Genomic DNA, 15,918 nt, shown 5'->3' with positions numbered 1-15,918 from the left:
GGCAGCCCCTACCACAGCCCGTTCGGCATTCAGTACGAGACGAGCGCGACACTCGTACGGCAGCCGACAACGGGCCGCACCGCCGTACAGTCGAAAGCCGAACAGACCGGGCAGCCACCCCTGCCCGCGCGGACAACACCGGACCACCGGACCATCGATCAACGACAGGAGACGACGTGGGGACCGTAACGATCGGCGTGTCGATCGCGGTCCCGGAGCCTCACGGCAGCCTGCTCCAGGAGCGGCGCGCGGGCTTCGGCGACCCCGCGGCTTCCGGCATCCCCACGCACGTCACCCTGCTGCCGCCGACGGAGGTCGACGACTCGGCGCTGCCCGCGATCGAGGCGCATCTCGTCGAGGTCGCGGCCACCGGGCGCCCCTTCCCGATGCGGCTGTCCGGCACGGGCACCTTCCGCCCGCTGTCGCCCGTCGTGTTCGTCCAGGTCGTCGAGGGCGCCGAGGCCTGCACCTGGCTGCAGAAACAGGTCCGGGACGCGTCCGGGCCCGTCGCGCGCGAGCTGCACTTCCCGTATCACCCGCACGTCACGGTGGCGCACGGCATCGACGACGAGGCGATGGACCGCGCCTACGAGGAGCTGTCCGCGTACGAGGCCGAGTGGCCCTGCACCGGATTCGCGCTCTACGAGCAGGGCGCGGACGGGGTCTGGCGCAAGCTTCTCGAGTTCGCCTTCGGCGGCGCCGTGGTGCCCCCACAGGCGGGCGCGCCCGAGCGGGACACCACACTGCCGGCTCGCTAGGACGACCGTCTGCGCGGTCTGTGCGTACGACCGTCCACGCGACTGTTCGTACGACCGCCGACTCGATCCTTCCGTACGACCCCGTCCGCGGTACGTCAGATCGGCAGCCGGCGGAACACCGGTCGCGGTACGTGCCGCAGCGCCGACATCACCAGCCGCAGCGACCCCGGCGCCCACACCGTTTCCGACCGGCGGCGCAGCCCCGTCTCCACGGCCGTCGCGACCGCCTCCGGGGTGGTGGCCAGCGGTGCCTGCGGCAGGCCCGCCGTCATCTTCGTACGGACGAATCCGGGGCGTACGACCATCACGTGCACGCCGGTGCCGTGCAGCGCGTCGCCGAGGCCCTGTGCGAAGGCGTCCAGGCCCGCCTTGCTGGAGCCGTAGATGAAGTTGGAGCGGCGGGCCCGCTCGCCGGCGACCGAGGAGAGCACCACCAGGGAGCCATGGCCCTGTGTCTGGAGCGCCCGCGCGCACACCAGGCCGGCGGACACCGCGCCCGTGTAGTTGGTCTGCGCGACCCGTACGGCCTTCAGGGGCTCCTTCTCGTCCTGCGCCTGGTTGCCGAGCACCCCGAACGCCAGCAGCACCATGTCGATGTCGCCCTCGGCGAAGACCTTGCCGAGCACGGTCTCGTGGGACTCGGAGTCGAGGGCGTCGAAGGGGACGGTACGGGCGTCCGCGCCCATCTCGCGCAACTGCTCGGCGGCACGCTCCAGGGCGGGCGACGGGCGTCCCGCGAGCCACACCGTGCGGGTGCGCCGGACGATCAGGCGGCGCGCGGTGGCCAGCGCGATCTCGGACGTGCCGCCGAGGATCAGCAGGGACTGGGGGATACCGAAGGCGTCCTTCATGACAGCTCCTCCTTCATAAGGGCTCCTGGAGCCGACTTCACGCAGCTCCTGGAGCCGACTACAGACCGAGGCGGCGGGACAGGTCCGAGGTGAAGACTCCCCGGGGGTCCAACTCCCGCCGCAGGGAACGGAATTCGCCGAGCCGCGGATACATCTCGGCCAGCAGCTCGGGCCGCAGCCGCGCGTCCTTGGCGAGGTACACCCGGCCGTCGGCCCCCGCCACCTCCGCGTCCAGCTCGTCGAGGAAGGTGCCGAGGCCCGGCAGGTTCGCGGGGATGTCCAGGGCGAGGGTCCAGCCGGGCATCGGGAAGGACAGCCAGCCCGGATCGCCCTCTCCGAAGCGCTTCAGGACGGCGAGGAAGGACGGGCAGCGGTGCTGCGAGATCTTCCCGACGATCCGCCTGAGCGACTCCTCCTGCCCGTAGCCGACGACGAACTGGTACTGGACGAAGCCGCCCCGCCCGTAGATCCGGTTCCAGTGCGGCACCCCGTCGAGGGGGTGGAAGAAGGTGGAGATCTTCTGCAGTTCACCGGCACGCGCGCGTGGTGCCTTGCGGTACCAGAGCTCATTGAAGAGGCCCACGGTCGTCCGCCCGAGGAGCCCCTCCGGCACGAAGGCGGGCGCGGACGGGAACTGCGCGGGGCGGAACACCAAGGGGTGTCTACGCGCGCGTGGCGGCAGCGCGTCCAAAGAGGCGTGCTCTCCGCGGGTCAGCACCGAGCGCCCCATCGACGCCCCGCGCGCGAGCAGGTCGATCCAGGCGACCGAGTACCGGTAGTGGTGGTCCGTGGCGGTGAGGCGGGCCATCAAGTCGTCCAGGTCCGCCGCGCGTTCCGTGTCGACGGACATCAGGGAGGTCTCGACGGGCTGTAGCCGGACGGTCGCCGTGAGGATCACGCCGGTCAGGCCCATGCCGCCCGCCGTGGCGTCGAACAGGGGCGTGCCGCGGCCCACCGTGCGGATCCCGCCGTCCGCCGTCAGCAGCTCGAAGGAGAGGACGTGCCGGGCGAACGAGCCCGACACATGGTGGTTCTTGCCGTGGATGTCAGCGCCGATCGCGCCGCCGACGGTCACATAGCGGGTCCCGGGGGTGACCGGCACGAACCAGCCCAGCGGCAGCAGCACTTCCATCAGCCGGTGCAGTGAGACGCCCGCGTCGCACAGCACGGTTCCGCCGTCCGCGTCGATCGCGTGGATCCGGTCGAGGCCCGTCATGTCGAGCACGGCCCCGCCCGCGTTCTGCGCGGCGTCCCCGTAGGCCCGCCCGAGCCCCCGGGGGATGCCTCCACGTGTCCCGCACTCCCGGACGGCGGCCACCGCCTCCTCGTAAGTGCGCGGGCGGACCAGACGGGCGGTGGTCGGGGCGGTGCGGCCCCAACCGGTGACGGAGACGGCGTCGGCAGGCATGACCGTGACCGTAGCGCCGGTAAGGGTGCATAACGTCGCAATCTAACCGGCCCTCACGGGTCCTCACCGAAATGGGTGATTAATGGGATGTCGTCATAGATTGCCGTAATTCTGCGACCACTCCCTAGAAGAGTGAGATCACATGGACGACATTGACGACCATGACGGCATGGACCGACGGCTTGACGACGTCGGTCACCGACTTGATGGCATGGACCGCCAACTTGAGGACATGGATCGCCGACTGCTGTCGGCCCTCCACGAGTGGGGCATGGATCCGCGCGTCGCGGCTGTCGCACGCGCCCTGTCCTGGAGCGGGGAGCACGGCGCACTGTGGGTCGCGGCGGGGCTCGCCGGGGCGGCCGTCGACCGTGACCGGCGCGGCGCGTGGTTGCGCGCGACGGCGCTCACCACCACCGCGCATCTCGCGAGCATGGCGGTGAAACGGATCGTGCGCCGTCCGCGCCCCGCGCACGTGGTGCCGCTGGTGCGCACGGCCGGACGGCACTCCTTCCCGAGCTCGCACGCCACCTCGGCGGCGGCCGCCGCGGTCGCGTACGGCGCGCTCGGCGTGCACGTCGTCCCCCCGCTCGCCGCAGCGATGTGCGTCTCGCGGATGGTCGTCGGCGTCCACTACCCCTCGGACGTCGCCGCGGGCGCCGCCCTGGGCGCCCTCACGGCCCGCCTGGGCGCCCGCTGGATCGGGGTCGGCCATGACTGAGCGCACGGCACTCCTGGAGCGCACACCGGCCGCTCCCGCGCCCGCGGTGAGCCTCACCGGCCTGGTCCGTGGCCTGGTCAGGACCGCGCGCCCTCGCCAGTGGGTGAAGAACGTGCTGGTCGTGGCCGCTCCCGCCGCCGCGGGCCAGCTCTTCGCCCGGAACGCGCTCACCCAACTGGCACTCGTTTTCGCGCTGTTCACGGCCTGCGCCTCCGCCGTGTACCTGATCAACGACGCCCGGGACGCCGCCGCCGACCGCGCCCATCCGGTCAAGCGCCACCGCCCGGTCGCCGCCGGCCAGGTGCCCGTCCCGGTCGCGTACGCCGTCGGGGGCGCCCTCGCGCTCCTCGCGCCCACCGCCGCCGCCTGGTTCTGCTCGCCGGCCGTCGCCGCGCTGCTCACCGCGTACATCGGCATGCAACTGGCGTACTGCATCAGCCTGAAGCACGTCCTGGTCGTCGACCTCGTCGTCGTCACGACCGGGTTCCTGATGCGCGCGATGATCGGCGGTCTCGCCCTCGGCATCCCGCTCTCGCGCTGGTTCCTGATCACCACCGGCTTCGGGGCGCTGTTCATGGTCTCGGCGAAGCGTTACTCCGAGGCCGTGCAGATGGCCGGGAAAGCGGGCGCCACGCGCGCGTTGCTCACCGAATACACCACCGGCTATCTGCGCTTCGTCTGGCAGCTGGCCGCCGGGGTCTCCGTCCTCGGCTACTGCCTGTGGGCCCTGGAGGAGGGCGGCGTGCCCAGCACCGGCGTGCTGCCCTGGCGGCAGTTGTCGATGGTCGCCTTCATCCTGGCCATCCTGCGCTACGCCGTCTTCGCCGACCGGGGCACCGCGGGCGAGCCCGAGGACGTGGTCCTGCGCGACCGCGCGCTCGCGCTCATCGGGCTGGTGTGGCTGGCGATGTACGGGCTCGCGGTGGCGAACTGGTGAGCGTCGCCCCGAAACCGGTTGCCCCAGGGGCGGCTGCCCAGGAACCGGTTGCCCGGCAACCGGTTTCGCGCGGCCCGCTCGGTCGCGGCCCGTGCGCCCGGAGCGCGTTCGCCCGCAGCCGGCTCGCCCGGAGTCCGCTCGCCCAGGAACTCCTCGGCTTCGCCACCGCCGGAATCCTCGCCTACGCCGCCGACCTCGGCCTCTTCGTGTGGCTGCGCGGCCCAGTGGGCCTCGACCCGCTCACCGCGAAGGCGCTGAGCTTCGTGGCGGGGTGTTCGGTGGCATACGCGGGCAACGCGCTCGGCACCTACCGGCACACGACCACACGGGGCCCGCGCCAGTACGTGATCTTCTTCGCGGTGAACATCGCGGGCGCCCTCGTCCAGCTGCTGTGCATCGCCCTCAGCCACTACGGCCTCGGGTTCACCTCGCAGCGCGCGGACACGGTCTCGGGCGCCGGAATCGGAATGGCGCTCGCCACTGTCCTGCGTTTTTGGGGTACCCGGACATTGGTCTTCCGAGGAGTCAGAGGCGTTCGAGGTGGTCCGGGCGAGGGCAGAGTCGGGTTATGGACTGGCTGAAAAAGCTTCCCGTCGTGGGCCCCCTGGTCACCCGTCTGATGGCCACGCACGCGTGGCAGTCGTACGAGCGACTGGACCGGGTGAAGTGGACCCGGCTCGCGGCGGCGATGACCTTCATCAGCTTCGTGGCGCTCTTCCCGCTCCTGACCGTCGCCGCGGCGATCGCGGCCGCCACGCTGAGCAGCAGCCAGCAGCAGGACCTCCAGGACAAGCTCGCCGAGCAGGTGCCGGGCATCTCCGACCAGCTGGACATCAACGGCCTCGTCCAGAACGCCGGCACGATCGGTGTCATCGCGGGCGCCGTCCTGCTGGTCACCGGCATCGGCTGGGTCGGCTCGATGCGGGAGTGTCTGCGCGCGGTCTGGGAGCTGCCCGACAGCGAGGAGAACGCCCTCCTGCGCAAGGTCAAGGACGGCGGCGTACTCGTCGGACTCGGCGCCGCCATGCTCCTCACCATCGCGGTCTCCACCCTCGCGTCCACGACGGTCGGCTGGTCGGCTCGGCAGTTGGGCATCGACGAGAACGGCTGGGGGAGCGTGCTGCTCCAGGCCGCCGCGTTCACCGTCGCCGTACTCGGCGACTTCCTGCTCCTGCTGTATCTCCTCACCCTGCTGCCCGGCGTCCAGCCGGCGCGGCGTCGGCTGATCGTCGCCGCGCTGATCGGCGCCGCCGGGTTCGAGCTGCTCAAGCTGCTGCTCAGCGGCTATATGAGGGGCGTCGCGTCGAAGAGCATGTACGGCGCCTTCGGGGTGCCGATCGCGCTGCTGCTGTGGATCAACTTCACCGCGAAGCTGCTGTTGTTCTGCGCCGCCTGGACGGCGGCGGGGAGCGATGAATCCGCGGATCCCCCGGAGGCGCCGGGGGATCCGGAGGACTCGAAGGCACCGGGAGATCCGGCACCGGGAGATCCGGAGGACTCGAAGGACTCGAAGGACTTGGAGGAGCCGGAGGTGCCGGAGGAGTCGAAGGGCTCGGCTGTCAGCGGCGGCGGCGCATCAGATCCGGCAGCGGCCACCGGCGGTTGATCAGGAAGGCGCCGGCCGCCAGCAGCACGAGGAGGCCGCCGGTGATGGCCAGCGCGATGCCGATGCCGCTCGAACCGTCCTGCGCTTCGGAGGCGGCGGCCACCGGCTTCGTGGACGCGTTGTCCTTGCCCGAACCTCCCGATGGCTTCGCGCCCGGCTGCGCGCTCGTCTCCACGCCCTTCGGCGGCACCAGCTCACCCACCGGCTCGACCTTGCCCGAGGCCTTGAAGCCCCAGTCGAAGAGCCGCGCGGTCTCCTTGTAGACCTCGTTGTGCTCGTTCTTCTCCGGGTTCATGACCGTGACGAGCAGCACTTTGCCGTCGCGTTCGGCGACGCCGGTGAAGGTGGCGCCCGCGTTGGTGGTGTTGCCGTTCTTGACGCCCGCGATGCCCTGGTAGGTGGAGACGTCGCTGTCGCCCGTCAGCAGGCGGTTGGTGTTCTGGATCTCGAAGGACTCCCGGGTCTTCTTGCCCTTCTTGTTCTTCGTGGTCTCGCCCGGGAACTTCGCCCGCACCGTCGAGCAGTACTCCCGGAAGTCCTTCTTCTGCAGCCCGGAGCGGGCGAACAGCGTCAGGTCGTACGCCGACGACACCTGGCCCTTCGCGTCGTAGCCGTCGGGGCTGACCACGTGCGTGTCGAGGGCCTGGAGCTCCTCGGCGTGCGCCTGCATGTCCTTGACCGTCTGGTCGACGCCCTTGTTCATCGCCGACAGCACGTGCACGGCGTCGTTGCCGGAGCGCAGGAAGACGCCGAGCCACAGGTCGTGGACCGTGTAGGTCTCGTCCTCCTTTATCCCCACCATGCTGGAGCCCGCGCCGATGCCCGCCAGGTCGGAGGAGGCCACCTTGTGCTCGGCGCTCTTCGGGAACTTCGGCAGCAGGGTGTCGGCGAACAGCATCTTCAGGGTGCTCGCCGGGGGCAGCCGCCAGTGCGCGTTGTGGGCGGCCAGGATGTCGCCGGACTCCGCGTCCGAGACGATCCAGGAGCGTGCGGTGAGGTCCTTGGGCAGTACGGGGGCGCCGGCGCCGAGGTTCACCTGGGTTCCGGCCTCGCCCAGCCGTTCGCCGCCGACGGTCGACATGTTCACCGGGGGTGTGGCCGACGGGGTCGTGGTCGGGGTCGCTGTCGCTGTGGGGCTCGCGTCCGCGAACGCGGGTACGGGCGCGGTGAGCGAAAGAGCCAACAGGGTGGCGGAAGTGACCAACAAGGATCGCTTGACGGTCTTTTTGGTGGCGGGCACGGTCGAGAAAGTACAGGGATCGGGTCGGGAAGTCCCATCAGCCTTTCGGGGAGTCCCCTCGCCCTCCACACCCCGGCGCCGGGTCCCGGCCGGCGGGCGCGATACTGAACCCATGAAGCTCAGCCGCCCCGTGTCCTGGTTCCTGCTCGCCTTCGGGGTGTGGAGCTGGGTCATTTGGGTCACTTTCATCAAGAATTTGTTCAAGGACGGCAGCGGGCTCGCGTTCGACGACGCGGGTAATCCGACGGCGTACCTCTGGGTGCATCTGACGCTCGCCGTCGTCTCCTTTGTGTTGGGGACGGTCGTCGGGTGGATCGGGTTGCGCGGGGTGCGCGCTTTGCGCCAGACGTCATAGCGGGGGATACGGCGCCATGGTCATCGTTTTCGTGCTGGCGGGCGTGGCCGCGCTGGCCGTGCTCGGGGGGCTGCACTGGTATGCCTGGCGGCGGCTGGTGCGGGACACGACGGCCGGGCCGGGGGTGGTCCGGCGGGTGGGCGCGGTGGTTTTTGCCGCCGGGCCGCTGTTGATGTTCGGCGCTGTCGCGAGTGAGCGCGGTGGGGCGCCTTTCTGGGTTCAGCGGGTGCTGGCCTGGCCCGGGTTTCTGTGGATGGCGCTGGCGATCTATCTGGTGCTGGCGCTGGTGGTGGGGGAGCTCGTACGGCCGGTCGTGCGGTGGGTTGTCGAGCGGCGTGCGGGGGGTGGGGGTTCCGCGCCCGCCGTTGTGGTGGGGGCGGGTCCGCGCCGGGGTATCCGTCCTCGGTCTGGCGCGGAATCGGTCGGCCTTCAAGGAGCCGGCGTTGACGCGCCATCCGCTGCGGGCGGACACCCCGGCACGGCCCCTCCGGTCGGATTGGCGGGTGCGGGCCGTCCCCCATCGGCGGAGGGTGCCTTTCGGCCTGCCCCATCGGCGGATACAGCCTCCCTGCCTCTCCCCTCGACGGAGACAGCCTCCCGGCGTCCCCTGTCGGCGGAGGGAGCGTCCCGGCGGCTCTTCGTCTCCCGGGTCGTGGGTGGGGCCGCTGCGGCTGCCGCCGTGGGGACTGTGGGGTACGGGACGTACGGGGTTCTGCGGGGGCCTCGGGTGAAGCGGGTCACTGTGCCGCTGGCCAAGTTGCCGCGCTCTGCGCATGGGTTCCGGATCGCTGTTGTCAGTGACATTCATCTGGGGCCGGTGCTCGGGCGTGGCTTCGCACAGAAGGTCGTTGACACCATTAACTCGACGCAGCCCGATCTCATTGCCGTGGTCGGGGATCTGGTCGACGGCAGCGTGAAGGATCTGGGACCGGCGGCCGCGCCTCTTGCTCAGCTTCGGGCGCGGCACGGGGCGTTCTTCGTGACCGGTAATCACGAGTATTTCTCCGGGGCCGCGCAATGGGTCCGGGAAGTGCGGGAGCTGGGGATCCAGCCTCTGGAGAACGCGCGTACCGAGGTGGCCGGATTCGATCTCGCCGGCGTGAATGACGTACAAGGAGAGAGCGAGGGGCAGGGGCCCGACTTCGGGAAAGCCCTGGGGGATCGGGATGCCTCACGCGCGTGCGTGCTTCTCGCGCATCAGCCTGTGCAGATTCATGAGGCCGTGCGGTACGGGGTCGATCTTCAGCTGTCGGGGCACACCCACGGTGGGCAATTGTGGCCGGGGAATTTCATCGCCGCGGCCGCCAATCCAACGCTCGCGGGGCTGGAGCGGTACGGGGACACCCAGTTGTACGTCTCCCGGGGTGCGGGGGCCTGGGGGCCGCCGACGCGGGTGGGTGCCCCCTCGGACATCACCGTCGTGGAGCTGGCCTCCAGGGAAGCCTGAGTGTGGGGGACTGGGCCAGGTTCACGCCTCGTACTCGGTGAGGTCGATGGCGTGGACGTGCAGCGGAAAGCCGTACACCGGGTGTGCCGTCTCGCGTTCCGGCTTCATGCCGAGCTTGCGGATGATGTTCTCGGTGGCGTCGTCGCCCATCCGGCTGATGCTGATGACGCGGTCGAGGCCACGGTCCTGGAGCGCGAACTCCAGCGTGGCCTGGGCGGCTTCGGACGCGTAGCCCTGGCCCCAGAACGGTGAGCCGAGCCGCCAGCTGATCGCCACGGCGGGCAGTACCTCCGGCAGGAACTCGGGCACGGACAGGCCCACCACGCCGGCCAGCTCGCCGGAGGCCAGCAGTTCCACGGCGAAGAGGCCGAAGCCCTCCTCGTCCCATTCCTCTTCCCAGCGCTCGATGTCCTCCGCCGTCTGGTCCAGGTCGCGGAGCGAGCCGTCGTCGATCCAGCGCATGACCTGGGGGTCCGCGTTGATGTCCGCCATGGGTGCGAGGTCGTCGTCGTACCAGCGGCGGAGGAGGAGACGGGGGGTGTGGATCTCGGTCATGGCGCCCATCCTGCCTGATGGCGGCGACAGAGGGCCGACGGCTGGTGAGGGTTGCGGAGACCGCCTTCGGAGAAGCCTGAGAATGAGCTGTGAAACAGGCTTGAAATGATCGTTTCGATCACCTCGGACCACTCTTCCGGAAGCTCTTCCCCCACCTGAAACTCCTGTGGTTAGGTGATCCGCGTCACTAGGGGAGTGACGTGCGGTGGGCCTGGGGAGGGGCACCGATGCGATCGGTTCGCATACGGATTCTCGCGACGCTGCTTGTGCTGGCGGGCGTGGGTGTGGGCGGCTGGCAGTTGCTGCCCACGCAGGAGAACAGCGGCAAGACGATCACGGTCGGCACGACGGACGCTGTCACGTCGCTCGACCCGGCGGGCGCGTACGACGCCGGATCATGGGCGCTGTTCAGCAATGTGTTCCAGTCGCTGCTGACGTTCGAGCCGGGCGGCGCCGCCCCCGTGCCGGACGCGGCGAAGAGCTGCGGCTTCGTGGGCACTGGCCTGCGCACCTATCGCTGTACGTTACGGGACGACCTCACGTTTCCGAGTGGGCGCAAGATGACCGCCGAGGACGTGAAGTTCTCCTTCGAGCGGGTGAAGCGCATCAACGACGAGGTGGGACCGGCGTCCCTCCTCGCCACACTCGGCTCGGTCGACGCGAAGGGCCTCACGGTCACCTTCCATCTGTCCTCGCCCGACGCCACCTTCCCGTTCAAGGTGGCCACCGGCGCCGGTTCGATCGTCGACCACACCCGCTACCCCAAGCGTGCCCTGCGCACCGACACCGGCGCCGACGGCACCGGACTGTACGTACTGAAGACGTATACGAAGGAGAAGCGGGCCGTCCTCGCGCCCAACCCGCACTACGAGGGCGCCGTCAAGGAGACCGGCCGGCCCATCGTGCTGCGCTACTACGCCGACTCGCAGGCGCTGGAAGCCGGCTGGAAGGCGAAGAAGTTCGATGTCGCCGCCCGTCAGCTGCCTCCCGCGCTGCTCGCCGGACTCTCGCCGAGCGACCCGAAACAGCGGGTCACGGAGGTCGACAGCGCCGAGACCCGCAACCTCGTCCTCAATGTGCGGGCGAACGCGCCGCTGCACGACCGGCGGGTGCGGCAGGCCATCGCCGCGCTCATCAACCGCGAGGAACTGGTCAGCCAGACGTACAAGGGGACGACCGATCCGTTGTACGGGCTTATTCCGGCGGGCATCACGGGGCACGCGACGTCGTTCTTCGACGACTACCCCAAGCCGGACGCCAAGAAGGCGCGGACGCTGCTGACCGAAGCCGGGGTGTCGCTTCCCGTGCGGTTCACCTACGGGTACGCGAAAGGACGGGGCGCCGCGGCGCAGGAGGCCGCCGAGCTCAAGCGGCAGCTGGAGGCGAGCGGGCTGTTCAAGGTGGCGACCAAGGGCTACGAGTGGACCGCCTTCCAGAAGCAGTACGCCGAGGGCAGGCTGGACGCGTGGGCCGTCGGCTGGGTCGCCGACTATCCCGACCCGGACACCTTCAGCGCCCCGCTCGTCGGCACCGGCAACAGCATGAAGAACGGCTACAGCAGCAAGGCCGTCGACCGGCTGATTCTGGACACTCAGCAGGACGAGGACCGCAGCCTCGCGACCGACTCCTTCCGGCAGTTGCAGGAAGTCGTGGCTCAGGATGTTCCGCTGATTCCCCTGTGGCAGCGCAAGGAGTATGTACTCAGCAGTGAGGACGTCGGGGGCGGTCAGTACCTGTCGGACGGGACCGGTGTCTTCCGCCTCTGGCGGCTGAGCTGGATATGACAACTGACGTGATCCCGCGGGGCGGACACCCGGCCCAGTGACATCGCGCTCTCGCCCAACGCAGCACCATGTGTCGGAGGTGTGTGCGGGGTGAGGGGCAGACGTGGTGAGACGCAACTCATTCCGGCTGCCCAGGCATCCGGCGTCCGTCGGTCTCGCCCGGCGCCGCGTACGGGACCACCTGGCCGACTGGGGTCACAGCGCCGACGATCCGGCCCTTGCGGATGTCGTGCTGCTCGTCTCCGAGCTGGCGACCAACGCCGTGCGCCACGGACCCCTGCTTGAGCGGGAGTTCGAGGTCGCGGTGACCGCCCTCGCCGACGGCTCCTGCTTCATAGAGGTCTCCGACGAGGGTGCCGCCGAGCCCCGTCTGCGGCCGGTCGCCGACTGGGAGGAGACCGGCCGCGGGCTCCATCTCGTGGAGAACATCGCCGTGGCGTGGGGGGTGTGGAGCCGGGGGAGGTACGGGAAGACGGTGTGGGCGCTGGTGGCAGCCGCGCCCACACCGTCTGCCTGAGAGGCCTTTACGGGTGCGGTGTGGAGCCGTACACCGTCAGGAAGCGGTCGCGGAACGCGCTCATCTTCCAGACCGGGGCGTTGTGCTCCGGCTGCAGGCCGTCCGTCCAGTTCCAGTCGGCGATCTTGTCGAGGACCTTCGGGTCCTTGGCGACGATCGACACCGGCACGTCACGGCTGGCGTTGTTGCCGCTGACCCGGGCGATCGGCTGGTGGTCGCCGAGGAAGATCAGCACGGTGTTCTTGTTGCCGTACTTCACCAGGTAGTCGATGAGGCTGGTCACCGAGTACTGGATGGACTTGCCGTACTCCTCCTTGGACTTGGTGGAGTCGGTGATGATGTCCGCGGGGCTCTTGCCGGCCTTCTCGATGGCGTCGTAGACCGAGCCGTCGCCGACCTGGTCCTGGGGGACCGTCTTGGGGATCGGTGCCCAGGGCTGGTGGCTGGAGGTCAGGATGATCGTCGACATCAGCGGCTTGTCGTGCTTCTTGCTGTGCTCCAGCCGCTCGAACGCGGTCAGCGCGTACTGGTCGGGCATGGTCGACCAGCTGAACTTCGGTCCCTTGTAGCCGAGATCGCGGGAGTCGTAGACCTTGTCGATGCCGTAGAACTTCGACTCCGGCCAAGCCTTCTGCACACCCGGCATGACGCCGACCGTGTCCCAGGCGCCCGTCTTCTTGAAGGCGCCGGGGAGGGTCAGGTGGTTGCCCGCGGTCACGGTGCGGTAGCGCTGCTGGTTGTTGATCCACAGGCCCGACAGAAACGTGGAGTGACCCAGCCAGCTGCTTCCGCCGTACGTCGCCGAGGTCAGCCAGCCGCTCTTCGCCGCGAACCCGGCCTTGGTCAGCTTCTCGTTCTCGGAGGTGAGGGTCGCGTCGACACCCGGCGCCATGACCGGGTCCTCGATCGCGCTGCGGCCGTAGCTCTCGATGAACGTGATCATCATGTCCTTGCCGCGCAGCCCCGTCAGCAGCTGGTCCGGCGGGGTGTTGGCGAACGCGTCCTTCTTGGCGACCTTCGCGAACGCCGCCTCGTCGCGGAGGGTGTTCCGCACCCGCACGGCACGGTCCTGGACGACCAGCGTCGTGTGCTCGGCGGCGATCGGTACGCCGGTGAACTGCACGCCGAGCGCCGCGCAGGTGACCCAGACGATGGCCATCACCAGCGTCGTACGCGTCGCCAGGTCGGTGTTCCGGGCCACCAGGTTGCCCAGCCGGACGACCGACAGCGTCATGAGGACGAGCACCGCGATCACGAGGACCACGACCAGCACCACGATGCCGAGCGCGCCGTTCTTGCCCATCGTGTCCTGGAGGTACGCCTGCGCGTCGCTGAACAGCGTCCAGTCGAGGACGACGTTGAATCCGCGCCCGAGGTATTCGTTGAAGCCGATGTCGAGGAAGTTCAGGACCGTCAGCGCGCCGAGGCACAGCCCGGCGAGCGCCGCCACGGCGATCCGCGGCTTGCGCGGCAGGACGATCAGCACGGCGGCGCCGAAGATCGCCTCCACCGGGATACGGAAGAACTCGGCGGGCCGGAAGGTGTCGATCCTGCTCGGCATGAGCAGCGCGAACAGCACGAGCGCGGCGGCCAGGGCGGTGGTGGTCCACGCCAGGGCGCGGGCCGCGAGGGGGTACCTCTCGCGCCAGCCGTGCCAGCGCCGCCGGCCTCGGGTGGGGGCGGGGGCCGGCGTGGGGGCCGGGGCGGCTTCGGCCGGATCTTCGGTGACTTCGGCCGGGGCTTCGGTGTCATCCGAGGGGGCGGCCGGGGCTTCGGCGTCATCCGAGGTGGTGGCCGGGGCTTCGGTGTCATCCGAGGTGGCGGCCGGGGCTTCGGCGTCGGCGGGGGCTTCAACTTCTGCGGCGGTCGCGGTGGCCTCGGCCGGGGTCTCGCCGTTACCGGAGGCAGCCTCGGCCTGGGTCTCGCCGTCACCTGAGAGGGGTTCGGCCGGGGCCGCCGCACTGGCGCCCGGGGTGGACGTCTCCGCGGTGGCCTCCGGCAATGGCTCCGGCGAAGGCTCCGGCGCGGGACCCTCCTCCGGAGGCTTCTCGTCCGTGTTCGGCAGCTGTCGAGAGCTCGTGTTGAACGACAACCCGGCGGTCCTTCCGTGCGAAGCCCGGTGGTGGCACGGCGGACCAGGCTGGGGAGGTCGGGGCCGCCTTCACCTGTGCTGTACGGCGCCGTGGCGGCCGGTGTTCAATCCTCCGGGTCTGCTTCTGCCCAAGTCCGTCCCAAGACCGTTCTAGCAGGTCACGGGGCCGAAAAGGGGGCGTCAGTGCGCCGGGAGCGTCACCGTGACCGCCAGCCCCTCGCCCGGCGCCGTCCGCACCGCCACCTTGCCCCCGTGCGCCGTCACCACGCCCTGCACGATCGCCATGCCGAGCCCGCTGCCCGCGCCGCCGCCCGCCCGGAAGAACCGGTCGAAGATGCGCGCCGCGTCGTCCTCCGCGAGCCCGGGACCCTCGTCCGCGACACACAACCGTACGACGCCGTCCTCGCGCTCCAGACCGAGCCGCACCGGCACTTCGGCGGGTGTGTGGGTGCGTACGTTGCCCACGAGGTTGCCGAGCACCTGCCGCAGCCCCGACTCGTCGGCGTGCAGCAGCAGCGTGCCTTCGGCGCCCACGCTCACCGGGCGCCCCGGCTGCTGGGCCCGCAGATCCGCGGCCGCGTCCCGTACCAGTCGGCTCAAGTCGACGTTTCTGAAGCGGAGTTCGGGGCGCTGGTCGAGCCGGGCCAGGGTGAGCAGCTCGTCCACGAGCCGGCCCATGCGGTCGGCCTCCGCGTTCATCCGGTCCCAGGCCCGCCTGCGCTCGGCGGGATCGGTCAGCATGCCCTTCTCGTACAGCTGGAGATAGCCGCGTATCGCCGACAGCGGTGTGCGCAGTTCGTGCGAGGCGTCCCCGACGAACCGGCGCAGCTGGGCCGCGCTGCGCTCGCGCGTCCGGTACGCCGACTCGACCTGGTGGAGCATGGAGTTGAGGGCGAGCCGCAGCTGTTCGACCTCCTGGGTCGGATGGTGGCTGGAGGGCACGCGCCGGGTCAGATCCCCCTCGGCGATCGCCGACGAGGTCTCCACCATGGCCTCCAGCGGCCGCATCCGGCGGCGCACGCTGAACATCGTCAGGCAGGCCAGCAGCGCCAACAGCAGGGTGCCGAAGGCCAGATCGAGCTTGAGCGCCTTCGCTATGCCCTTGTGCAGCCCGTCGGTCGAGGTGGCGAGCAGGACGTACGTTCCGTCGGCGAACCGTGCCCCGGTCACCCGGTAGGAGGCGCCATGCACCGTCACGTCGTGCGGGTCGCGGTCGGCGACGAGCGCGTGCGGGTCGTCCACCGCTTCCGCCAGGGCGAGCTGGCTGCTGGTCGGCTTGAAGCCGCCGATGCCGCCGATGGTGACGGCCTTCCCGCTCCGGTCGACCGCCGCGAAGATCGAGTCCGGCCTCGGTGACTCGTCCGCGGAGGCGATGAGCCGGTCGCGTACGAACGCCACCGCGCTCAGCGAGTCGATCTCCCGCATGGTGAGCCGTGAACTGCCCAGCGAGTCCCGCGTCTTGATCAGGTCCGTGTCGACCTGGTCGACCAGATAGTGCCGCATGCCCATCAGGCTCACCGCGGTCGCCATCACGATGCCCAGGGCCAGCAGCCCCACGTTCGCGAGCGTCAAGCCGCCGCGCAGCGAGTGGATGCCGTGCCGGCAGCGCGGGAGCCGGGGTCGCGGCCTCCGGCGGGCCCCGGTCTT

15 protein-coding genes are annotated in these 15,918 nt (G+C 70.1%); 9 read left to right on the top strand and 6 right to left on the bottom strand.

Annotated features, from left to right (window positions below; translation table 11 throughout):
• The first annotated feature begins 176 nt into the window (after positions 1–176).
• Complete coding sequence (locus OIC96_RS18100; RefSeq protein ID WP_330306828.1) at positions 177–758, top strand: 2'-5' RNA ligase family protein; 582 nt, start codon at positions 177–179, stop codon at positions 756–758.
• Positions 759–853: 95 nt separating this feature from the next.
• On the opposite strand, the gene OIC96_RS18095 is transcribed toward OIC96_RS18100, so the two are convergent.
• Both OIC96_RS18095 and OIC96_RS18090 read right to left on the bottom strand, forming a co-directional pair.
• Positions 854–1,609 carry a decaprenylphospho-beta-D-erythro-pentofuranosid-2-ulose 2-reductase gene (locus OIC96_RS18095; RefSeq protein WP_330306829.1) on the bottom strand — a complete coding sequence of 252 codons (756 nt, stop codon included), beginning with the start codon at positions 1,607–1,609 and terminating at the stop codon, positions 854–856.
• Between the two features lie 58 nt (positions 1,610–1,667).
• Entirely contained in the window at positions 1,668–3,017 is a 1,350-nt protein-coding gene (locus tag OIC96_RS18090; RefSeq protein ID WP_330306830.1) for an FAD-binding oxidoreductase, read from the bottom strand.
• 232 nt (positions 3,018–3,249) lie between these two features.
• Between OIC96_RS18090 and OIC96_RS18085 the strand changes: the two genes are divergently transcribed.
• The 4 genes from OIC96_RS18085 (at position 3,250) to OIC96_RS18070 (ending at position 6,281) form a co-directional block, all read left to right on the top strand.
• Positions 3,250–3,738, top strand: coding sequence for a phosphatase PAP2 family protein (locus OIC96_RS18085; RefSeq protein WP_406502019.1), 489 nt, complete (start codon positions 3,250–3,252; stop codon positions 3,736–3,738).
• The gene (locus OIC96_RS18080; RefSeq protein WP_330306831.1) at positions 3,731–4,675 is read left to right on the top strand and encodes a decaprenyl-phosphate phosphoribosyltransferase; all 945 of its coding nucleotides are present in this window, start codon (positions 3,731–3,733) and stop codon (positions 4,673–4,675) included. Before OIC96_RS18085 ends, OIC96_RS18080 begins: the two co-directional genes overlap by 8 nt.
• Positions 4,676–4,848: 173 nt before the next feature.
• Positions 4,849–5,256 (top strand): GtrA family protein, encoded by a 408-nt coding sequence (locus OIC96_RS18075; RefSeq protein WP_406502279.1) that lies wholly within the window; start codon positions 4,849–4,851, stop codon positions 5,254–5,256.
• Positions 5,244–6,281 carry a YihY/virulence factor BrkB family protein gene (locus tag OIC96_RS18070; RefSeq protein WP_330306833.1) on the top strand — a complete coding sequence of 346 codons (1,038 nt, stop codon included), beginning with the start codon at positions 5,244–5,246 and terminating at the stop codon, positions 6,279–6,281. Before OIC96_RS18075 ends, OIC96_RS18070 begins: the two co-directional genes overlap by 13 nt.
• Here the strand turns inward: OIC96_RS18070 and OIC96_RS18065 are convergent.
• Positions 6,235–7,521 carry a D-alanyl-D-alanine carboxypeptidase family protein gene (locus OIC96_RS18065; RefSeq protein WP_330306834.1) on the bottom strand — a complete coding sequence of 429 codons (1,287 nt, stop codon included), beginning with the start codon at positions 7,519–7,521 and terminating at the stop codon, positions 6,235–6,237. The genes OIC96_RS18070 and OIC96_RS18065 overlap by 47 nt on opposite strands.
• Before the next feature lie 112 nt (positions 7,522–7,633).
• Between OIC96_RS18065 and OIC96_RS18060 the strand changes: the two genes are divergently transcribed.
• On the top strand, positions 7,634–7,876 hold the full coding sequence (locus OIC96_RS18060; protein ID WP_330306835.1) for an SCO4848 family membrane protein: 243 nt from the start codon (positions 7,634–7,636) through the stop codon (positions 7,874–7,876).
• 16 nt (positions 7,877–7,892) lie between these two features.
• A complete protein-coding gene (locus OIC96_RS18055) occupies positions 7,893–9,323 on the top strand; it encodes a metallophosphoesterase (protein ID WP_330306836.1) in 1,431 nt (476 codons plus the stop codon).
• 21 nt (positions 9,324–9,344) lie between these two features.
• On the opposite strand, the gene OIC96_RS18050 is transcribed toward OIC96_RS18055, so the two are convergent.
• Entirely contained in the window at positions 9,345–9,878 is a 534-nt protein-coding gene (locus tag OIC96_RS18050; protein ID WP_330306837.1) for a GNAT family N-acetyltransferase, read from the bottom strand.
• Between the two features lie 227 nt (positions 9,879–10,105).
• Here OIC96_RS18050 and OIC96_RS18045 point away from each other — a divergent pair, with 227 nt between their 5' ends.
• Together OIC96_RS18045 and OIC96_RS18040 are read left to right on the top strand one after the other, a co-directional pair.
• Positions 10,106–11,662 carry an ABC transporter substrate-binding protein gene (locus OIC96_RS18045; protein ID WP_330306838.1) on the top strand — a complete coding sequence of 519 codons (1,557 nt, stop codon included), beginning with the start codon at positions 10,106–10,108 and terminating at the stop codon, positions 11,660–11,662.
• A gap of 103 nt (positions 11,663–11,765) precedes the next feature.
• On the top strand, positions 11,766–12,179 hold the full coding sequence (locus tag OIC96_RS18040; protein WP_330306839.1) for an ATP-binding protein: 414 nt from the start codon (positions 11,766–11,768) through the stop codon (positions 12,177–12,179).
• Between the two features lie 7 nt (positions 12,180–12,186).
• Here the strand turns inward: OIC96_RS18040 and OIC96_RS18035 are convergent, their stop codons facing one another.
• Together OIC96_RS18035 and OIC96_RS18030 are read right to left on the bottom strand one after the other, a co-directional pair.
• A complete protein-coding gene (locus OIC96_RS18035) occupies positions 12,187–14,271 on the bottom strand; it encodes a sulfatase-like hydrolase/transferase (RefSeq protein WP_330306840.1) in 2,085 nt (694 codons plus the stop codon).
• A gap of 180 nt (positions 14,272–14,451) precedes the next feature.
• Positions 14,452–15,864, bottom strand: coding sequence for a sensor histidine kinase (locus tag OIC96_RS18030; protein ID WP_330310262.1), 1,413 nt, complete (start codon positions 15,862–15,864; stop codon positions 14,452–14,454).
• Between the last annotated feature and the right edge of the window lie 54 nt (positions 15,865–15,918).

Source organism: Streptomyces sp. NBC_00775, from assembly GCF_036347135.1.
Taxonomy (GTDB): domain Bacteria; phylum Actinomycetota; class Actinomycetes; order Streptomycetales; family Streptomycetaceae; genus Streptomyces; species Streptomyces lutosisoli.
Note: the sequence above shows the minus strand (reverse complement) of the source record. Positions and strands in the feature narration are given on the sequence as shown.